13 protein-coding genes are annotated in these 19,853 nt (G+C 64.8%); 8 read left to right on the top strand and 5 right to left on the bottom strand.

Going from position 1 to position 19,853, the window contains the following annotated elements; all coding sequences use genetic code 11:
* The first annotated feature begins 248 nt into the window (after positions 1-248).
* The 6 genes from rpsL (at position 249) to ACW17U_RS01525 (ending at position 7,014) form a co-directional block, all read left to right on the top strand.
* Positions 249-620, top strand: coding sequence for a 30S ribosomal protein S12 (rpsL, locus tag ACW17U_RS01500; protein ID WP_007661566.1), 372 nt, complete (start codon positions 249-251; stop codon positions 618-620).
* 11 nt (positions 621-631) lie between these two features.
* Positions 632-1,105 carry a 30S ribosomal protein S7 gene (gene rpsG / locus ACW17U_RS01505; RefSeq protein WP_007661568.1) on the top strand — a complete coding sequence of 158 codons (474 nt, stop codon included), beginning with the start codon at positions 632-634 and terminating at the stop codon, positions 1,103-1,105.
* 105 nt (positions 1,106-1,210) lie between these two features.
* Positions 1,211-3,289, top strand: a complete 2,079-nt coding sequence (fusA, locus tag ACW17U_RS01510; protein ID WP_062149262.1) for an elongation factor G — start codon at positions 1,211-1,213, stop codon at positions 3,287-3,289.
* 76 nt (positions 3,290-3,365) lie between these two features.
* Positions 3,366-4,556 carry an elongation factor Tu gene (gene tuf, locus ACW17U_RS01515; protein WP_492052331.1) on the top strand — a complete coding sequence of 397 codons (1,191 nt, stop codon included), beginning with the start codon at positions 3,366-3,368 and terminating at the stop codon, positions 4,554-4,556.
* Between the two features lie 68 nt (positions 4,557-4,624).
* A complete protein-coding gene (locus ACW17U_RS01520; protein WP_492054562.1) occupies positions 4,625-5,410 on the top strand; it encodes a sensor histidine kinase in 786 nt (261 codons plus the stop codon).
* Between the two features lie 68 nt (positions 5,411-5,478).
* Positions 5,479-7,014 carry a M20/M25/M40 family metallo-hydrolase gene (locus ACW17U_RS01525; RefSeq protein ID WP_492054563.1) on the top strand — a complete coding sequence of 512 codons (1,536 nt, stop codon included), beginning with the start codon at positions 5,479-5,481 and terminating at the stop codon, positions 7,012-7,014.
* Between the two features lie 47 nt (positions 7,015-7,061).
* Here the strand turns inward: ACW17U_RS01525 and ACW17U_RS01530 are convergent, their stop codons facing one another.
* Genes ACW17U_RS01530 through ACW17U_RS01545 form a run of 4 tightly spaced genes read right to left on the bottom strand, consistent with a single transcriptional unit; the run spans position 7,062 to position 13,312 of the window.
* Positions 7,062-10,184 carry an efflux RND transporter permease subunit gene (locus ACW17U_RS01530; RefSeq protein WP_492054564.1) on the bottom strand — a complete coding sequence of 1,041 codons (3,123 nt, stop codon included), beginning with the start codon at positions 10,182-10,184 and terminating at the stop codon, positions 7,062-7,064.
* On the bottom strand, positions 10,184-11,257 hold the full coding sequence (locus tag ACW17U_RS01535; RefSeq protein WP_492054565.1) for an efflux RND transporter periplasmic adaptor subunit: 1,074 nt from the start codon (positions 11,255-11,257) through the stop codon (positions 10,184-10,186). Before ACW17U_RS01535 ends, ACW17U_RS01530 begins: the two co-directional genes overlap by 1 nt.
* On the bottom strand, positions 11,254-12,753 hold the full coding sequence (locus ACW17U_RS01540; protein ID WP_492054566.1) for an efflux transporter outer membrane subunit: 1,500 nt from the start codon (positions 12,751-12,753) through the stop codon (positions 11,254-11,256). Before ACW17U_RS01540 ends, ACW17U_RS01535 begins: the two co-directional genes overlap by 4 nt.
* A gap of 19 nt (positions 12,754-12,772) precedes the next feature.
* Positions 12,773-13,312, bottom strand: a complete 540-nt coding sequence (locus ACW17U_RS01545; protein ID WP_492054567.1) for a MarR family transcriptional regulator — start codon at positions 13,310-13,312, stop codon at positions 12,773-12,775.
* Between the two features lie 420 nt (positions 13,313-13,732).
* On the opposite strand from ACW17U_RS01545, the gene ACW17U_RS01550 reads away from it, so the two are divergent.
* Positions 13,733-16,717, top strand: a complete 2,985-nt coding sequence (locus tag ACW17U_RS01550; protein ID WP_492054568.1) for a TonB-dependent receptor — start codon at positions 13,733-13,735, stop codon at positions 16,715-16,717.
* 90 nt (positions 16,718-16,807) lie between these two features.
* Here ACW17U_RS01550 and ACW17U_RS01555 read toward each other — a convergent pair whose 3' ends face one another.
* A complete protein-coding gene (locus ACW17U_RS01555; protein WP_062149241.1) occupies positions 16,808-18,037 on the bottom strand; it encodes a TetR/AcrR family transcriptional regulator in 1,230 nt (409 codons plus the stop codon).
* A gap of 324 nt (positions 18,038-18,361) precedes the next feature.
* Between ACW17U_RS01555 and ACW17U_RS01560 the strand changes: the two genes are divergently transcribed.
* Entirely contained in the window at positions 18,362-19,588 is a 1,227-nt protein-coding gene (locus ACW17U_RS01560) for a serine hydrolase domain-containing protein (protein ID WP_062149238.1), read from the top strand.
* Positions 19,589-19,853 lie beyond the last annotated feature (265 nt).

Here is a 19,853-nt window from a genome sequence, read left to right on the forward strand (position 1 = left end):
GTGCAATCACTGGCGTTGACGCGGATCGACTTCGCGAGTAAATACCGCGCTCTTTCGAGGCGGGCCCTGTGCCTGTCCTGGTAAGCGCCCGTCCCCAACCGACGGATAGCCCGCCGGAACGCTTTCCGCGTCCCGGCGAGTTTCGTGTTTATCGGGTCTCCGTTCGGAGTCTCGCAAGCCGGACTACATGACTAGGACCTGAAGCGCCCCGGCCGAAAGGCACACGCTTCCATCAGAGCAGAGACTTAATGCCTACCGTCAACCAGCTCATCCGCAAACCGCGCCAGCCTAAGCCGGTCCGGAACAAGGTGCCGGCCCTCAAGGGCTGCCCACAACGTCGCGGTGTTTGCACCCGCGTCTATACGACGACCCCGAAGAAGCCGAACTCGGCTCTGCGTAAGGTCGCCAAGGTCCGTCTGACCACCGGCATTGAAGCCGTTTGCTACATCCCGGGCGAAGGCCACAACCTGCAGGAGCACTCGGTGGTGCTCATCCGCGGCGGCCGCGTCAAGGACTTGCCCGGCGTCCGCTATCACATCCTGCGCGGCGTCCTCGACACCCAAGGTGTCAAGGATCGTAAGCAGCGTCGTTCGCTCTACGGCGCCAAGCGTCCGAAGTAAGGAAAAGAAGAATGTCCCGCCGCCGTCGCGCCGAGAAACGCCAAGTCCTGCCGGATCCCAAGTTTGGAGATCTGATCGTCACGAAGTTCATGAACTATGTGATGTATGAGGGCAAAAAAGCCGTCGCCGAAAACATCATCTATGGTGCTTTCGACATCCTGGAAAACAAGCGCAAGGACCAAGGTCCGCTTGAGACCTTCCACTCCGCCCTGGACAACGTCGCCCCGGCGATTGAAGTCCGGTCGCGTCGCGTTGGCGGCGCCACCTATCAGGTGCCCGTGGAAGTCCGTCCGGACCGTCGTCGTGCCCTGGCCATCCGCTGGCTGGTGACCGCTGCGCGCAAGCGCGGCGAGAACACCATGACCGAAAAGCTGGCTGGTGAACTGCTCGATGCTTCCAACAACCGCGGCACCGCGGTGAAGAAGCGCGAAGACACCCACAAGATGGCTGAAGCCAACCGGGCGTTCTCGCACTACCGCTGGTAAGCTTTCTTACCAGCACTCTTTCAGGCGCGGGCGGTTTGCGATAAACCGCCCGCGCCGCACGTTTAAATGTCCCTGCCTCACAGCAGCGCTACGCAGAGCTCCATCATGGCCCGCCAGCATAAAATCGAAGACTACCGTAACTTCGGCATCATGGCGCACATCGACGCCGGAAAGACGACGACGACCGAGCGGATCCTGTACTACACAGGTAAGTCGCACAAGATCGGCGAAGTCCACGATGGCGCCGCCACCATGGACTGGATGGAGCAGGAGCAGGAGCGCGGCATCACGATCACGTCGGCCGCGACGACTGCGTTCTGGAACGGCAAGCGCCTGAACATCATCGACACCCCCGGGCACGTCGACTTCACCATTGAAGTCGAACGCTCGCTCCGCGTGCTCGATGGCGCTGTCACCGTTCTGGACGGCAATGCCGGCGTTGAGCCCCAGACCGAAACCGTCTGGCGCCAGGCCGACAAGTACAATGTTCCGCGCATCGTGTTCGTCAACAAGATGGACAAGATCGGTGCCGACTTCGACAAGTCGGTCGAGTCGATCCGCGATCGCCTGGGCGCCAAGGCTGTTCCGATCCAGTTCCCGATCGGCTCGGAAACCTCGCTGAGCGGCCTGGTGGATCTGGTCCGCATGAAGGCCGTGGTCTGGGACAACGACGCCCTGGGCGCCAACTTCCGCGATGAAGAAATCCCTGCCGACCTGATGGACAAGGCTGTCGAGGCCCGTGCCTATCTGGTCGAGAACGCCGTCGAAATGGACGACGAGGCGATGGAAGCCTATCTGGGCGGCGAAGAGCCCTCGGAAGAAGTCATCAAGAAATGCCTGCGCAAGGCCGTTCTGACCGGTGCCTTCTATCCGATCCTCTGCGGCTCGGCCTTCAAGAACAAGGGCGTGCAGACGCTCCTGGACGCCGTCGTCGACTACCTGCCGTCGCCGCTGGACATCCCGCCGACCAAGGGCATCGACTTCAAGACCGAAGAAGAAGTCGTGCGTCGCGCCTCGGACGAAGAGCCCCTGTCGGTTCTGGCGTTCAAGATCATGGACGACCCCTTCGTCGGTTCGCTGACCTTCTGCCGCATCTATTCGGGCAAGCTGGAAACCGGCATGGGCCTGCTCAACGCCACGCGCGACAAGCGCGAGCGCGTTGGCCGCATGCTGCTCATGCACTCCAACAACCGCGAAGACATCAAGGAAGCCTATGCCGGCGACATCGTCGCCCTGGCCGGCCTCAAGGAAACCCGCACCGGTGACACCCTGTGCGATCCGCTGAAGTCGCCGGTGATCCTGGAGCGCATGGAATTCCCCGCGCCCGTGATCGAAATCGCCGTCGAACCCAAGTCGAAGGCTGACCAGGAAAAGCTGGGCGTCGCCCTGCAAAAGCTGGCCGCTGAAGATCCGTCCTTCACCGTCTCGACCGACTTCGAAAGCGGCCAGACGATCCTTAAGGGCATGGGCGAACTGCACCTGGACATCAAGATCGACATCCTGAAGCGGACCTACAAGGTCGAAGCCAATATCGGCGCGCCGCAGGTTGCCTATCGCGAAAGCCTGGGCCGCAAGGTCGACATCGACTACACCCACAAGAAGCAGACCGGTGGTACGGGCCAGTTCGCCCGCGTCATGATCACCTTCGAGCCGGGCGAGCCGGGTTCGGGCTTCGTGTTCGAAAACTCGATCGTCGGTGGCGCGGTGCCCAAGGAATACATCCCGGGCGTCGAAAAGGGTCTGAACTCCGTCAAGGACAACGGCCTGCTGGCCGGCTTCCCGCTGATTGACTTCAAGGCCACCCTGACGGACGGCAAGTACCACGACGTCGACTCCAGCGTTCTGGCGTTCGAAATCGCTTCGCGCGCCGCCTTCAAGGAGCTGCGCGAAAAGGGCGCTCCCAAGCTGCTCGAGCCGATCATGAAGGTCGAGGTCGTGACCCCGGAAGAGTACCTGGGTTCGGTCATCGGCGACCTGAACAGCCGTCGTGGCATGATCCAGGGTCAAGACATGCGCGGCAACGCCACGGTGGTGAACGCCTTCGTGCCGCTGGCCAACATGTTCGGCTACGTGAACACCCTGCGGGGCATGTCGCAAGGCCGCGCCCAGTTCAGCATGGTTTACGATCACTACGAGCCGGTGCCGCAACACGTCGCCGACGAAGTGATCAAGAAGTACGCCTAAGTTAACCCCAGATATTCCCCATTCATTGCAGGCCCCCCCACTTTTTGAGGGGTTTGGGGTCCGAAGGTAGAGAAAAATGGCCAAGGAAAAGTTCGAACGCACTAAGCCGCACTGCAACATCGGCACCATCGGTCACGTTGACCATGGCAAGACGACGCTGACGGCTGCGATCACCATCACGCTGGCCAAGGTCGGCGGCGGCAAGGCGATGAACTACGCCGACATCGACGCTGCGCCGGAAGAAAAGGCCCGCGGCATCACGATCAACACCGCGCACGTGGAATATGAGACGGCCAACCGTCACTATGCCCACGTCGACTGCCCCGGCCACGCCGACTATGTGAAGAACATGATCACCGGCGCGGCGCAGATGGACGGCGCGATCCTGGTGGTTTCGGCCGCTGACGGCCCGATGCCCCAGACCCGCGAGCACATCCTGCTGGCCCGTCAGGTCGGCGTTCCGGCCCTGGTCGTCTACATGAACAAGGTCGACCTGGTCGACGACGAAGAGCTGCTCGAGCTGGTCGAGATGGAAGTGCGCGAGCTGCTTTCGTCGTATGACTTCCCGGGCGACGACATTCCGATCACCAAGGGCTCGGCCAAGGTCGCCATCGACGGTGGCAACCCCAAGATCGGCGAAGAGTCGATCCTGGCGCTGATGCAGACGGTTGACGACTACATCCCGCAGCCGGCCCGTCCGCTGGACCTGCCGTTCCTGATGCCGGTCGAAGACGTGTTCTCGATTTCGGGCCGCGGCACCGTGGTCACCGGCCGTATCGAAAAGGGTATCGTCAAGGTCGGCGAAGAAGTCGAAATCGTCGGCATCCGTCCGGTTCAGAAGACGACCTGCACGGGCGTCGAAATGTTCCGCAAGCTGCTGGACCAGGGCCAGGCTGGCGACAACGTCGGCGTTCTGCTGCGCGGCACCAAGCGCGAAGACGTCGAGCGCGGCCAGGTTCTCTGCAAGCCGGGTTCGATCACCCCGCACACGAAGTTCGTGGCTGAAGCCTACATCCTGAACAAGGAAGAAGGCGGCCGTCACACCCCGTTCTTCACCAACTATCGCCCGCAGTTCTACTTCCGCACGACGGACGTCACCGGGATCATCAAGCTGCGCGAAGGCGTGGAAATGATCATGCCGGGCGACAACGCCGAGCTGGACGTTGAGCTGATCACCCCGATCGCCATGGACCAGGGCCTGCGCTTCGCCATCCGCGAAGGCGGCCGTACGGTCGGCGCCGGCGTGGTTGCCAAGATCGTCGAGTAATCGACCGGTCTTCAGCGACACGCTGATCGAATGCGAAGGCCCCGGCGGAAACGCCGGGGCCTTTTGCTTTGGGCGGCGCGGGCTACTTCTTCGTCCCGGCCTACAACGGCTTCCACATCAACGTCGCCACCGGGATGGCGCTGTTCTTCTATGTCTTCGTGGTGGCGGTCGACATCTTCTTCATCGACGGCATGCGTGGCGCGATGCGGCAGCTGGCGGCCGAGCGCGAACGCTATGAGCGGCTGGCCGAGAACCGTGACCTGCTCTATCGCGAGTTGCATCATCGGGTGAGCAACAACATCCAGGTCGTCGGCGCCCTGCTGCGGCTCCAGGCGGCCGGGGTCAAGGATGGCGACGCGCGTCACGCCCTGAGCGAGGCCGGTGGCCGGATTGAAACCATCGCCCGGATCCAGCGCGAACTGCACAATCAGGTCGGCGATCCGTCTCCGTTCCGCGACTTCGCCCGGAGCCTTCTGGCCGACGCCAACGCGGCGGCCGGCAGCCCCGCCCAGGTGTCGCTGGACGGCGGCGAGGCGCCTCTGCACCCCGATCAGGCCACGCCTGTGACCCTGGTGCTGCTCGAAAGCTTCAACAACGCCATCGAACACGGCTTCAAGGGCGGCGCGGGCCAGGTGCAGGTCAGCCTCGATCAGAGCGGGGACGAGCATGTGCTGATCGTGCGCGACAACGGCACCGGGCCGCCGCCGGGCTTTGATCCCCGCAACTCCGCCAGTCTTGGCCTGCGGATCGTCCGGTCTATGGCCGGTCAGCTTGGCGGCGTCTTCGATCTGACCCGCCAGGACGGCTGGACCGTCTGTCGCCTGACCTATCGGCCCAAGGCGCTAGAGTTCTAGGCGCCGGGCCTTGCCGCTCGCGGCGCGCCCGGTTCTAATCCCCCCGACGTCTGATCTGGGGGAACGGCATGACCAACACATCGAAGCGCTCTGGCCTTGTGCAGGATCGCCGCACGCTGCTGACCGGGGCTGCCGCCCTGACCCTGTTCACGCCGGGGCTGACCTTCGCTGCCAGCGGAGACCAGGCCGCTGTTCGCAAGGCCGCCGAGGCCGGCTTCGACGCTTCGGTCAAGCGCATCCAGGACTGGATCGCCCTGCCGTCGATCGCCGCCGAGAATCGCGACATGGACAAAGGGGCCGACTACATGATGGCCCTGGCCCGCGATGCCGGTTTCCAACAGGTCGAGAAGGTCCCGACCGATGGCCACCCCGGAGTCTTTGCCACCCTGGACGTCGGTGCCAAGCGGTGGATGGGCATCTACTTCATGTACGACGTGAAGCAGTTCGATCCCGCCGAGTGGAGTTCGCCGCCGCTGGAGGCGCGCATCGTCGACAAGCCGGGCTTCGGCAAGGTCATCGTGGGTCGCGGGGCCGTCAACCAGAAGGGCCCGGAAGCGGCGTTCCTCGCCGCGCTCCACGCCCTCCGCGCGGCCGGCCGTAAGTCACCGGTCAATCTGGTGCTGGTCTGCGAGGGCGAGGAAGAGATCGGCAGTCCGCACTTCCACCAGATCGTCACCCGGCCACACATTCTGGCGGCGCTGAAGCGCTGCGAGGGCGTGGTCATTCCCGCGGGCTGGCAGAGCCCCAGCAATGGTGGCGTCAGTGTCAATCTGGGGGCCAAGGGCATAGTCGAGCTCGAACTGGTGGCCAGCGGAGCCAAATGGGGACGGGGTCCCCGGACCGATATCCATTCCAGCGAGAAGGCCAGGGTCGACAGTCCCGCCTGGCGACTGGTCCAGGCCCTGACCACCCTGGTCACCCCGGACGGCAATACGCCCGCGATAGACGGCTATTTCGAGAAGGTGCGACCGCTGACCGCGCGCGAACGCGAGCTGATCGGCCTGGCGGCCCAGCGCATGAGCGAGGCTGATGCCAAGCGGTCATTGGGGGTGGATCGCTGGATCGACGACCTGCCGTGGGAAAAGGCCCTGGAGCGCCTGGCCTCCCAGCCCACGATCAATATCGAGGGTCTGGTCTCGGGCTATACCGGCCCCGGCGGCAAGACTGTGCTGCCCGGCCGCGCCGTCGCCAAGATTGACCTGCGCCTGGTGCCCAACATGACCATGGCCGACTGCGTGGCCAAGCTGCGGGCCCATCTCGACAAGCGCGGCTTCCAGGATATCGAGGTCAATGTCAGCGGCGGCTATGATCCCACCGAGACCGACGAGAACAGCCGGCTGATCCGCGCCGAACTCAATAGCTACAAGCGCCTGGGCGTCGAGACCTCGCTCTATCCGCGACTGGCCGGCTCATGGCCGGGCGCTGTCTTTACCTCGGCCCCCGTCGGCCTGCCGGCCGGGCAGTTCGGTCTGGGTCACGGCAGCGGCGCTCACGCTCCCAACGAGTACTACGTGATCGAGTCCTCCAATCCCAAGGTCGAAGGCCTGGTCGGCGCGACCATGGGCTATGTCGATTTCCTGTACGAGATCGCCTCGATCCGCTGAGACCCCGGTTTGAAAAAGGGCCCCGGTTCGCACCGGGGCCCTTCGTTCTAGATCCGCTCTGCCGGGGTCGCCGCCTCCGGCCCAGCGGTTACCGGCGCTTCCCGTGGGGTCGTCCAGCGGGCCAGCTTGGGTTTCAGCCAGTTTTCGAAATCGTCGACGATCTCATAGACCACCGGCACCAGAACCAGGGACAGGACGGTCGAGGTGATCAGGCCGCCGATCACCGCTACGGCCATAGGCTGGCGGAATTCGGCGCCCTTGCCGATACCGAGGGCCGTCGGCAGCATGCCGGCCATCATGGCCAGGGTGGTCATGATGATCGGCCGGGCCCGTTCGCGGCAGGCCTCAAGGATGGCCTCGCGCTGGGGCTTGCCGGCCCGCTCCTCCTCGATCGCATAGTCCACGAGCAGGATGGAGTTCTTGGCCGCCAGACCCATCAGCATCAGCAGACCGATCAGCGAGGGGATCGACATGCTCATGCCGCAGAGCAGCAGGCCGGCAAAGGCTCCGCCGATGGCCAGGGGCAGGGCCGACATGATGGTGATCGGCTTGAAGAAGCTGCCAAACAGCAGGGCCATCACGCCGAACACCAGGAAGATCGCCGACAGCAGGGCGATGGCGAAGCCGCCGAACAGTTCGCCCATGGCTTCCTCCGTGCCGCCTGTGGCCTTTTCCACGCCGGCGGGCAGGTTCTTCATGATCGGAAGACTGTCGACCTCGACCGTCGCCGAGCCAAGGACGACGCCGGGCTGAAGGTCCGCCTCGGTGGTCAGCTGGCGCTTGCGGCCAAAGCGTTCGATCTTGGCCGGACCGGCCTGGAACTCGACATCGGCCACAGCGTCGAGCCGCGTATAGCCGCCCGATGCGGTCGGCAGCTGCAGGGCCTTGATCCGGGCCAGGTCGCCACGCGTGCTGTCATCCAGGCGCACCCGGATCGGCAGGCGGCGCTCGCCGTCCGTCAGCTTGGCGACATTGGCATCGATGTCTCCCACCGAAGCCACGCGGGCGATGGCGGCGATATCGGCCGGTGAGACGCCGAGACGGGCGGCCTCGTCCGGGCGGGGACGGATAACGATTTCCGGTCCGCTGGGGGGAGAGGCCGGGCGAGGATCCGCAATGGTCTTCAGGCCGCGCATCTGACGCTCGAGGGTCAGGGCGGCGCGTTCAAGGGCCTCGCCGTTCTCGCTGGTCAGAATGGTGGAGACCTCGGCCGATCCGTCGTCGCTCAGCAGACTGACGCGAACATCCGGCAGATCCAGCAGCTTGTCCCGCATCAGGGCCTTGATCTCCGGGACGCGGAGCTCGCGCTCATCGTGCAGGACAATGGTCACCGTGCCGTCGCGCAGGTCGCTGCCGCCGGATCCGCCGCCTGGGCCACTGGCCGCAATGACCGAGCCGACCTGAGCAAAGACGTGGGCCGTCTCCGGTCGCGCCTTGAACAGTTTGGTGATCGACTGGACCGCGCGATCCATGTCGGCGGCCGTAGCCCCGGGAGGGCCCTGGACCTTCAGGTAGTAATAGTTGTTGTTGGCCGGCGGCTGGAAGCCGGCCGGCAGGCCGGCGGCCATGAAGATCGAGAAAGCGAAGATCACCCCGCCGATGATGCAGGCCACGATCCGGTGATCGAGGGCCCATTCCAGAACGTTGCGATACAGGCCCTTGAAGGGCTTGCGCGGGCGCGGATGGGCGGCCGGCTTGAGGAAATAGGCCGCCAGCAGCGGCGTCAGCAGTCGGGCCACCACCAAGGAGAACAGCACGGCGACGGCAACCGTCAGGCCAAATTCCCGGAAGAACTGACCCGGGATGCCTGGCATGAAGGCCACGGGCGCGAAGACCGCAACGATGGTGAAGGTGGTGGCGACGACGGCCAGACCGATGGCATCGGCCCCGACCATGGCGGCGGCATAGGGTCGCTCGCCGGCCGCCACGCGTTTTTCGATATTCTCGATCTCGACGATGGCGTCGTCGACCAGGATGCCGATCACCAGGGTCAGGCCCAGCAAGGTCACGACATTGAGCGAAAAGCCCATCACCGCCATGAAGATGAAAGTCGGGATCAGCGACATCGGCATGGCGATGGCAGTGATCGCGGTGGCCCGCCATTCGCGCAGGAACAGGAACACCACCACGGCGGCCAGCAACATGCCTTCGAGCAGGGTCGTACGGGTCGCCTCGAAGCTGGCGCGGGTGTCGTCGACGATCGAATAGATCTTGGTGAAGGTGACGTCGGGATGGGCCTGCACCATCTTCTCGATGGCGATCTTGATGCCGTCCTCGACGCGGACGTCGCTGGCGTCCTTGGTCTTGCTGACCTGGAAGGCCACCACGGGCCGGCCGTCGAGACGGGCGAAGGAGCGCGCCTCACCCGCGCCGTCGCCGACCTCGGCCACGTCGGTCAGGCGGACGAACCGACCGCCGGCCGTGGGAATGGTCAGGGCGCGCAGTTGCTCGACTGTGCGGGCCGCGGCCAGAACCCGGACGGTCTGTTCGCGTGCGCCGATCGCCAGCCGGCCGCCGGGGGCGTCGAGGCTGAAACTGGCCAGGGCCGCATTGAGCCGGGGTGCCGTCAGGCCCGCCGCCGCCATCCGGTCGGGATCGATGACGATGTTGATCTCGCGGCTGACCCCGCCAACTCGCGCCACCTGGGCGACGCCCTTTTCACCCTGCAGGCTGCGGCTGATGGTGTCGTCGACGAACCAGGACAGTTCGCTGATCGTCATCGTGTGCGACGAGACCGCGTAGGTGATGATCGGCAGCGAATCCAGATCGATGCGCTGGACGATCGGCTCGTCGATCTCGCGGGGCAGCAGGGCGCGGGCCTGATCAACCTTCGAGCGGACTTCGTCGGTGGCCTTCTGCAGGTCTTCGCCGATCTCGAATTCGATCGACGTCGTCGAGACGCCCTGGACGACCGAAGAGCGGATGCTCTTGACGTTCGAGATCCCGGCGACGGCGTCTTCCACCTGACGGGTGATCTGGGTTTCCATCTCGCCTGCGGCTGCGCCGCTCTGGGTGATGGTCACCGCCACCAGCGGGAACGAGACATTGGGATACTGCTTGATCGGCAGCATCATGTAGCTGGCAATGCCGGCCAGGATCAGGGCGATGAACAGAACCGCGACCGGGATCGGATTCTGGATCGACCAGGCGGAGATGCGAACATTGGCCATCAGCGCGCGGCCTTGCCATTGGCGTCAGCCGGCTTGACCAGATCACCGTCGAGGGTGAAGGCTGAGCCGCCGAGCAGCACTCGCGCACCGACGGGCGGGCCATCGAGCAGTTCCACCCAGCCACCGCCGCGTTGGCCGGTGCGGACCGGGGTCTGGCGAGCGCGGTTGGACCCGTCGACGGTGACCAGGGACGAGCCCTCGGCGTCATAGCGGATCGCGGTTTCCGGCACGGCCTTCACCTGGCGGCCGGACGGCGCGAAGGTGGCCCGGCCAAAGCCGCCAGGGCGAAGGCCCGAGTCCCGGGGCAAGCGAACCCGCACCTTTCCCAGACGTGTTGCGGCGTCGATGCGGGGGCTGATCAGGCGGACGACGCCTGAGGTCGTGCGACCATCGGGCAGGAGCACCTGAGCAGACTGACCGACCGCAATGGCGGACAGTTGGGCGTCGCCGACCTCGGCATCCAGTTCGACCAGGCCGTCACGGGCGATGCGGAACCAGGGCGCGGTTGCGCCGCCCGAAATCTCGCCGGGGCGCACGGTCCGCTCCAGAATTCGCCCGCTCACCGGGGCCGTGATGGTCATGCGGCTGGAGCGCGTCTTCAGTTCTGCCAAGGCGGCCTCCTGTGCCTTGGCGGCATAGCGGCGGCTTTCGATCTGTTCCTGGCTGAGCACGCCCTGGCCATCGAGCCCGGCGACGCGGGCGGCTTCGCCCTGGGCCTGGGCCGTCAGGGCCGACTGCTGGGCGATCTGGGCGCGCAGCAGGGTATCGTCCAGCTGGACCAGCGGCTGACCGGCCCGGACATAGGCCCCTTCCTCGACATAGACGCGGGCGACGCGATAGCCAGCCAGTTCGGAACCGACGGCGGCTTCCTCTCGCGGGACTAGTTGGCCCGAGGCTTCGAACCCGGCCCCCAGCGAACGGCTTTCCACGCGGCCGACCGTGACGGCGCGCGCCGGGCTGGCGGCGGTCTCTTTGGCGGATTTGTCCGGCTTGTCGCCACAGGCGGTCAGGCCCAGGGCCGTCGTCAGAAAAAGGGCGGCGATCAGGGGGCGTGTCATTGGAGCGGATCTCATCGCGAAGAGGTTTGTTCGGTAGCCGCCGAGGGGTTCGGCGATGGCGACCATCCGCCGCCCAAGGCCTTGTAGGTCTGGACGGCGCGTTGCAGCGCCTGACCTCGCGCGCCGTTGAGCCCCGTCCGGGCGGCGCGCCAGGATTGCTCGGCCTGCAGGGTCGAGGTCAGGTCGCTCAGTCCGGCCGCATAGCCCCGGCGGGCGGCCTCATAGGCCGTGGAGGCGCGACGTTCACCAGCGCTGAGCAGGGCAACACGGCGCTGGTCGGCGGACAGTTGCAGAAGTGCGCCTTCGGTTTCGCCGAAAGCCATCTGCACCGTCTTCTCATAGGCCAGGGCGGCCTGTTCTGTGCGGGCGTCCTGGGCGTCAATGTCCGCCAGAAGCTTGGGAATGTTCAGGACCGGGATCGACAGGTTGAGGCCGATGGACCAGGCGGAACTGGTGGTGGAGGATGTGGCTCCGGATGTCAGGAAGCTGGGCGACAACGCCTTGGTCAATCCGATCCCCGGGCTGAGGGTGAAGGTTGGAAAGAGCGCGAGTTCATTGACCTTCAGGTTGGCAGAAGCCGAGGCTAACCGGGCCTGGGCCTCTCGCACGTCCGGGCGGCGGGCCAGTAGCGCGCCGGGCAGGGCCGTCGGGGTCGGGGGCGCATCGGTCAGGATCGCCGCCACAGGCAGACTGGCCAGAGGATCGATGCCGCGTCCGACCAGGATCAGCAGACTGCGGCGGGCAACCTGCAGCTCAGCTTCCAGACTGGCGGCCTGGGCCTCGGCCTGGGCCAGGTCAGCGGCCATTCGATCCGCATCGGATCCCGGCGAAAGGCCCCTGGCAACGCGGCCGGCAGCCAGATCGGCCAGGGCCCTGGCGATGCGGACACTCTCTCTCGCGTCGTCCAGCTGCACGGCCAGGACCCGCGCCTGGAAATAGGACTGGGCGACATTGGCGGCGAGGGCGGCGCGAGCGCCTTCATAGGCGAAACGGCTGGCGGCCAGATCATTGCGCACGACGCCCATGGCAGCGCGGCGACGACCGATCAGGTCCAGCTCCCAGCTGACGTCGAAACTGCCGCTGTAGTTCTCGCTGTCCCCGCCCTGGGTAAAGCCGCCCGGCCCACTCTGGTCGATGATGTCGGTGTTGCTGCGGTTGGCTGAGCCGGTCAGGGGCGTAGAGGGGATGTAGAGCTGCCGCACCTGTCCGCGTCGAACGGCGCGGGCCTCGTCAAGGCGCGCTGCCGCCAGGCGGGCGTCCTGGCTCTGGGTCAGGGCCGTGTCCACAAGCGCGCTCAAGGCGGGGTCGTTGAAGACCAGCCACCAGCGATCCAGATCCTGATCGGGCAGGGTGGCTCCAGCCGCGACCTCATAGGCCGCGGGTAGTCGGGTCTCGGCTGTGTGGCGCGGGGCGGTCGAGCAGCCGGCCAGGGCCAGCCCCGTCAGGGCCAGGGCCAGGGCCGACAGGCTCGCGCCTGATCCAGGTCGCCTGACAGTCTTGCTAGGGTTCATCTGCCGGTACTCGGGCGCGCTAGGGGACAGGGGAGGAGGCGTCATCAGGTTCGGTCGGTTCGGGACACAGGGGCGGTGGCCCCGACGCCTGGAGGTAGATGTCGACGACCTGGTCCAGAAAGGTCTCGATGACGCTGCGTTCGGCGGGGGTAAGGTCAGAGATCACGCCGCTCAAGGCATCGAGCATCGGTGCCAGCAGCGCGAAGGCCCTGACCTCTGAAGCTTCCACGGGAGCCACGAAGATCTTTCGGCGGTCGATGGTCTTTCGCTCGCGCGTGACATGACCGGCCCGCTCCAGACGATCGACGATCTGGGTGGCTGCAGCCGTTGTCACCTTCAGCTGACTGGCCAGCTGGCTCGGCGTCAGCGTGCGCGCGTCGATCAACAGCTCCATCGCCGCCATGTCGGTGACGTTGACCCCCAGGGTCTCGCCGATCTTCTTGCCGATCTCGAGGTTCAGAAACGAGATGGCCTTCAGGCGCTGCATGATGGGGTCGTTCAGCCTGTCGGCATAGGCGGCCCGGGGCGCGCAGTCGGACGGTGCTGAATCGCGAATCATGTTGGGAACATATCTCTAAGCAACTTAACAATCAAGATGCTTAGAGATATGCCGCCATCGGAGCATTGCAGGCACGGCAGGGTGAAGGCGGTTCGCGCCTTCGCGCGGCAGAGAGACAGTTGCGTCCCTCAGAAACATACCGCATCATCGAAACGGGTGTTCGAATTCAGGTTCGTGACCCGCCTTGCTCTGTCTTGTGAGGCAGTATGCTTGCGTTTTCCGGTATCCGGCTCAGGGAGATCCCAGGCGTGTCGGTTATGTGCGGTGCATCATCAGGTTTCGAAAATGCTGCGGTGCCAGATTTCTTCCTCGACGGGATGATCTGGTCAGCGACCTGTCCTGCAAGGCGTCCCGACGACTGAGATCGACCAAGGCCCCCAAAAATAAGCATCAAAAAAGCAAACGAGGGAGGGAAGCATAATGAATAGAACCGTGTTCCTGCGCGGCGGCTCGTCACTGGCCTTGGCCATCGCCCTGACAGCCGGGGCGGCGCACGCCCAGACCCGGCCCGATGCGGCATCCACACAGGTCGAAGAGGTCGTCGTCACCGGCTCCTTCATCCGGGGTACGCCTGAGGACGCTGCCCTTCCGGTCGATGTGATCGGTGCCGAAGAACTGCAGAAGCGTGGCTCTCCCTCCACGGTCGAACTCCTCAAGGCCCTGTCGGTTTCCAGTGGGGTTCTGGGTGACACCAACCAGTTCGACAGCCGGGCCCAGGGCTCGGAAGGCTCGGGCTCGGTCAATCTTCGCGGCCTTGGCTCGCAACGCACTCTGGTGCTGCTGAATGGCCGGCGCCTGGCGATCAATCCGTTCGGTGCGGCCGGGGCAGGGATCGTCGACACCAACATCATCCCCGCGGCGGCCATTGGACGGCTGGAAGTCCTGAAGGACGGCGCGGCAGCGACCTATGGCTCGGACGCCATCGCCGGCGTCGTCAACTTCATCACCAAGCGGAATGTCGATGGGCTCGAGGTGGGCGCCGATTACCGGGTCATCAATGGCTCGGACGGCGACTACGGCCTGAACGCGACCTTCGGCAAGATCTGGGACAACGGCAATCTTCTGGTCAGCGCGGGCTGGCAGCATCGCTCCAAACTGAGCGTGGCAGAGCGCAACTGGGCCAACACCCCCTATCTGAACAATCCGGAAGCCGGCTGGTCGGCGGCGGGCAGCCCTTCGACCTTTATTCCCCTGGCCAGCACGACCAGTGGCATGCGTGATCCGGGCTGCGGCGGCCTGGGCGGCTTCCCGGGCTTCAGCGGCCTGACCCCGGTCTGCTACTGGCACTACACCCCGTTCGACAATCTCGTCGAGAAGTCGGACGCGGTGCAGATCTATGGCGAGATCAACGCCAACCTGTCCGACAAGACCAAGTTCCATGTCGAAGTGCTGTATGCCCATACGGACGTCCCTGACTGGAACACCTCACCGTCCTATGCCGCACTGGCCGTGCCGACCGCGGAAGCTTCGCCCATCGCAGGGCGTTACATTGTTCCGGCGACCAATCCGGGCCTGCAGGCCTTTATCGCGGCCAATCCGACCGTTCAGCTGACCAATCTGGTCAACGGCACCCAGTTTTCGGCGCCGGGGTCCATCTTTGCCTTCGGGGCCATCAACGCGGCAAACCGGCCCTTCGGGATCGGAGGCAACCCGGCCTTCGGCTATGGCCCCTCGATCGGCTCGCGCGCCTTCGACGCGTTCCGGGTCTCGGGTGATCTGCAGGGCGAATTCGACAACGGCATCGGCTGGGAAATGGCTCTGACCTACTCCCAGGAGATCGGTATCCGCACGGGTTATGACACCCTGGTGAACCGCTACGCCCTGGCCCTGCAGGGCCTCGGCGGCCCGACCTGCGACAGCAATCCCACCTTGCCCGGTATCCAGGGTACTGCGGGCGTCGGCGGCTGCATGTACTTCAACCCGTTTGCCAGCGCGATCCCGAGCAATGCGGTCACCGGCGTCGCCAATCCGGCCTACAACTCGGCCCTGGCGGTCAACAAGGACCTGGCCAAGTGGTTCTTCCAGAAGCTGTCGACCAAGCAGTCCTCGCGACTGTTCGTCGGTGAAGCGGTTCTGAACGGCAAGACCGCCATCAGCCTCAGCGGCGGCGATGTCGCCTGGGCGGCGGGCGTTCAGTATCGCCGGACCTACTTCAAGGCCGACTATAACGACATCAGCAATGCGGCGATCAATCCTTGCGTCAACACGCCGGACTTTGGTGTCACGACCTGCACCGGTTCGCAGCGCAACGGGCCCTTCATGTTCCTGGGCGTGGGCAACGAGGCCGACAACCAGTCTGATGTGATGGCCGCCTTCGGCGAACTGTCGGTGCCTTTCACCGACGATTTCCAGGTCCAGCTGGCGGCCCGCTTTGAAGACTATGGCGGCGCGGTGGGTGACACCTTCAATCCCAAGATCTCTGCGCGCTGGCAGGCCCTGCCATGGCTGGCCGTGCGGGGCTCCGCCGGTTCCACCTTCCGCGGGCCGCCGGATCCGATCACCACCACGACCTCGGTGACATCACTGCAGAGCATTCTGGGCACGTTCCGGGCGGTCGATATCTTCGGCAATCCGAACCTCAATCCGGAAAAGGCCAATACCTACAACGCCGGCCTGCTGTTCAGCCACGGCAAGCTGAAGGCCAGCATCGACTACTTCCAGTTCGACTTCAAAAATCCGATCGTCACCGAGCCTGTGGCCGGTATCGTCAATGCCCTCTATCCGAACGGTGCCGCGGGGGCCAATAACTGCGCGCTCTATCCGGCCCTGGCGGCGCGGTTCACCTTCAACGGTGTCTGCGGTCCCCCGACGACGATCGCGCGCCTGAAGACCAACTACATCAATGGCGCGGCGGTGAAGAACTCCGGCTTCGACTTTGCGGTCGACTACGAGTTCAGCAATGTCCTTGGCGGCGATCTCGCGGTCGGCGGCAATGCCACCTACATCTCCGAGTACAAGGTTGGAGCCACCAGCGTCGAGGGTGTGGTGGTCGAGAAGGCCTTCGACGCCGTTGGCCTGCTCAACTACCAGACCACGGTCGTGCCAATCCCGCAGTGGAAGGGTGACGTTCACACCGAGTGGAGCATGGGGCCGCACAATGTGCGCCTGACGGTCCACTATATCGACTCGTACACCGATCAGCGTACGGCCCCCTTTGCGGCCAATGCCTACAAGGACACGACCGGAGCAGGCGTCCAGATCACCCGGGGCAAGAAGATCGACGCCCAGGTCCTGACCGATCTGGCCTATCGCGTCTTCCTGCCCTGGGACACGACGGTCACGGCCGCGATCACCAATCTGTTCGACAAGGACCCGTCCTACGCCCGTCTGGATCTCGCCTATGACCCCTTCACCGGGGATCCGCTGGGCCGGACCTACAAGGTTGGACTGCGCAAGAAGTTCTAACTCGCGCTGGAGCGATCAAGACGGAAGCGCGTCCCATCTGGGGCGCGCTTCTGTTTTTGGCGATAGCGCCAGAGCGTCCCGTCACGGCCACTAGGCTGTGAACAGCCCCATCATGAGCGGGCGGGCGAACAGCCCTGCCGCCTCATCACGCTCGACACCGGGAACCCAGGCTCCCAGGGCAGCGGCGGCATTGAGCATGGAATTGATCATGTGGGCGGCGATCATCGGATCGACGGGCCGGATCGAGCCGTCAGCGATCCCGTCCGAGATCATCGCTGCGAAGCGCTCCGAGCCCCGGCCATAGCCTTCGGCCATCTCATGGCGGATGTCCGTCGGCAGGGCCCCCATCGACGAGGCGCGCAGCAGCGGACCATGGTCTGACAGCTGATAGGCCACCAGTGCCGCCGTGGCTGCGGAAACCTGGTCCCAGGATGTCCCCTGGCCGGCGCGGGCATCGACCTGCGACTTGCGGATCACTGCGAAGGTGCGCTGGAAGCACTCGACCACCAGGGCGTCCTTGTCATCGTGGTGATGGTAGAAAGAGCCCTTGGTGACGTTCAGGGCCGCGGAGATGTCCTCGACGGACGCGCCGCGATAGCCGCGCTGATTGATGAGCCGGGTGGCGGCGACCAGGAAGGTCTCACGCCATTCCAGGCCGTCGGGCGAGACCGGCGTTGGATCGGGCAGGGCGGCGGGCGACCAGAGTCGCCCCGGTGCGGCCAGGCCGCCGACCAGGATGTCGTACATCTTGTCCCGAACGCGGTCGTAATCATCCAGATCGTAGCGCCGCAACCAGGTGCCCGACCAGAAGACCTGCTCCATCAGCAGATGGGTGCGGGCATTGCGTTCGCGCTTCTCCAGGTGCTCGAAGCCCTCGCCCTCGAAGAAGCCGCGCACCCGCCGGAAAAGGTCGTTGAAGGCCTGGGAGACCGATGAGCGCAGCGGTTCCTTGAGGGCCTTGATCTCGGTGAAACTGGTCAGGGGCGTGGCCTCGCCCAGCCTGACCCGCCGGTTCAGATCAAGATACAGGTCGATGAAGGTTTTCAGACGTGATGGTGGATCAGGCTGGACCGCTGCCTGGGTGATCATGGCATCGAACCGTTCCAGGCCACGCAGGAAACAGGCCGCGGCGAGATCATCCTTCTTGCGGTAGTAATAGGTGACGCTGGTGGTGATCAGGCCCACCCGGGCTGCAACGTCGGCCAGGGTCATGCCGCGCACCCCCTGGCGATTGAGGATGGCGGTTGCGGCGGCGAGGATCGCCTCTTTCTTCCGCGCATAGCGCGCGGTGGCCGCACCTGCGATCCGTCCGTCATCCATAAGGCGGGGTCCCCGAAATGCCGATTTTGCCGGTCGCTGGGCGGCTGCCTCCAATTTAGGCGTCCCCAGCGGCAGCGCAAAGGCTGCCCTCCGATTATCTCCTCCTTAGCAGAGCTTTGGTGCGCCTGTTTTTCAGGCCTGTTGCAGAATGCCGAGTTTTTGCGGGCCGGCGGACCCTGTAGTGCGCAAGTCCTTGCCCACGGACCCTGCTTCGTTTTGAATAGCCACGCACGATGCTACCTGGTGCCGATCACGGCCGGATGCCTCGCTGCCAACAAGAACAACGCCTTCGATCCGGGGGCGATCCCAGGGGAGACAGTATCCATGAGCACGCCGGAAGCCGTAGGCCTGTCGTCGGAGCGCCTGAGCCGCATCGAGACCTTCATCCAGGAGCGGTACATCAACAGCGGCAAGCTGCCCTGCGCCCTCACCCAGGTCTGGCGACGTGGCCAGCTGGCCTATAGCTCGGTTCTGGGCTCGGCCGATGTCGAGCGCGGCAAGCCCTTGCAGGCCGACAGCCTGTTTCGCATCTATTCGATGACCAAGCCCGTCACCAGCGTCGCCTTCATGATGCTGGTCGAGGAGGGCAAGGTCTCCCTCGATGATCCGGTCCATCGCTACATCCCGGCCTGGCGCGACCTCGGCGTCTTCCAGGCGGGCGTCCTGGGCGCTTTCCAGACCAAGCGCGCCAGCGAGCCGATGCGCATGCTGGACCTTCTGCGCCATACGGCGGGTCTGACCTATGGCTTCCAGCAGCGTACCAATGTCGATGCGGCCTATCGCAAGCTGAAGCTGGACGGGATCGACAGCGACGGCGGCCTGCAGGACTTTGTCGACAAGCTCTCCACGGTGCCCCTGGAATTCACGCCCGGCGAATCCTGGAACTATTCCGTGGCCACGGACGTGCTCGGCTACCTGGTCGAGACCATTTCCGGCCAGCCTTTTGACGCCTTTCTGAAGAGCCGCATCTTCGATCCCCTGAAGATGGTCGATACGGGCTTTCATGTTCCGGAGAGCCAGCGCGCCCGGTTTACCGCCTGCTACGCCCTGACGCCGTCAGGCAAGGTGGTCCTGCAGGACGATCCGGAAAAGAGCCGCTTCCTGACCGATCCGTCGGTCAAGTCGGGTGGCGGCGGCCTCGTCTCGACGGCTGACGACTATATGCGTTTCTGCCGCATGCTGCTGAACGGTGGCGAACTGGACGGCGCGCGACTGCTCAGCCCCAAGACCATCAAGCTGATGACCATGAACCACCTGCCGGGTGGCAAGGAACTGACGGACCTCTCCAAGTCGCTGTTCAGCGAGGCGGTATTCGAAGGCCTGGGCTTTGGCCTTGGCTTCGCCATGACTGTCGATCAGGCGCGGACCAAGAACATCGGCTCGCATGGCGAGTATTTCTGGGGTGGCATGGCCTCGACGGCCTTCTGGATCGATCCGGTCGAAGACCTGGCGGTGGTGTTCATGACCCAGCTGATGCCGTCCTCGGCCTATCCCATCCGGCGCGAGCTGCGCACCCTGGTCTATTCAGCCTTTACGGAAAGCGCCGCCTAGTCAGGCTCCTTGGGGGGCGCGCAAAGAAAGCGGCGCGGGAGCAGGGCTCCCGCGCCGAAGTGCGCTTTACCTAGTTCGACACGTTGGCCACAACGCGCCGCGTCCGCGTAAAAATCCATGACTTCGAATTGGCGGGACGCTTGCAAGTCGCGCCCCAAGCCCCGGCCTCCACGCTTACGCCCTCCCCCAGCACGGACGGTTCTTGGTCGCGGGAGGGCTTTGATAGCGTTCAACGCCTCGGCCGCCCCCGCTGACCATCTCGGCT

Source organism: Caulobacter sp. AVps16 (assembly GCF_058681455.1).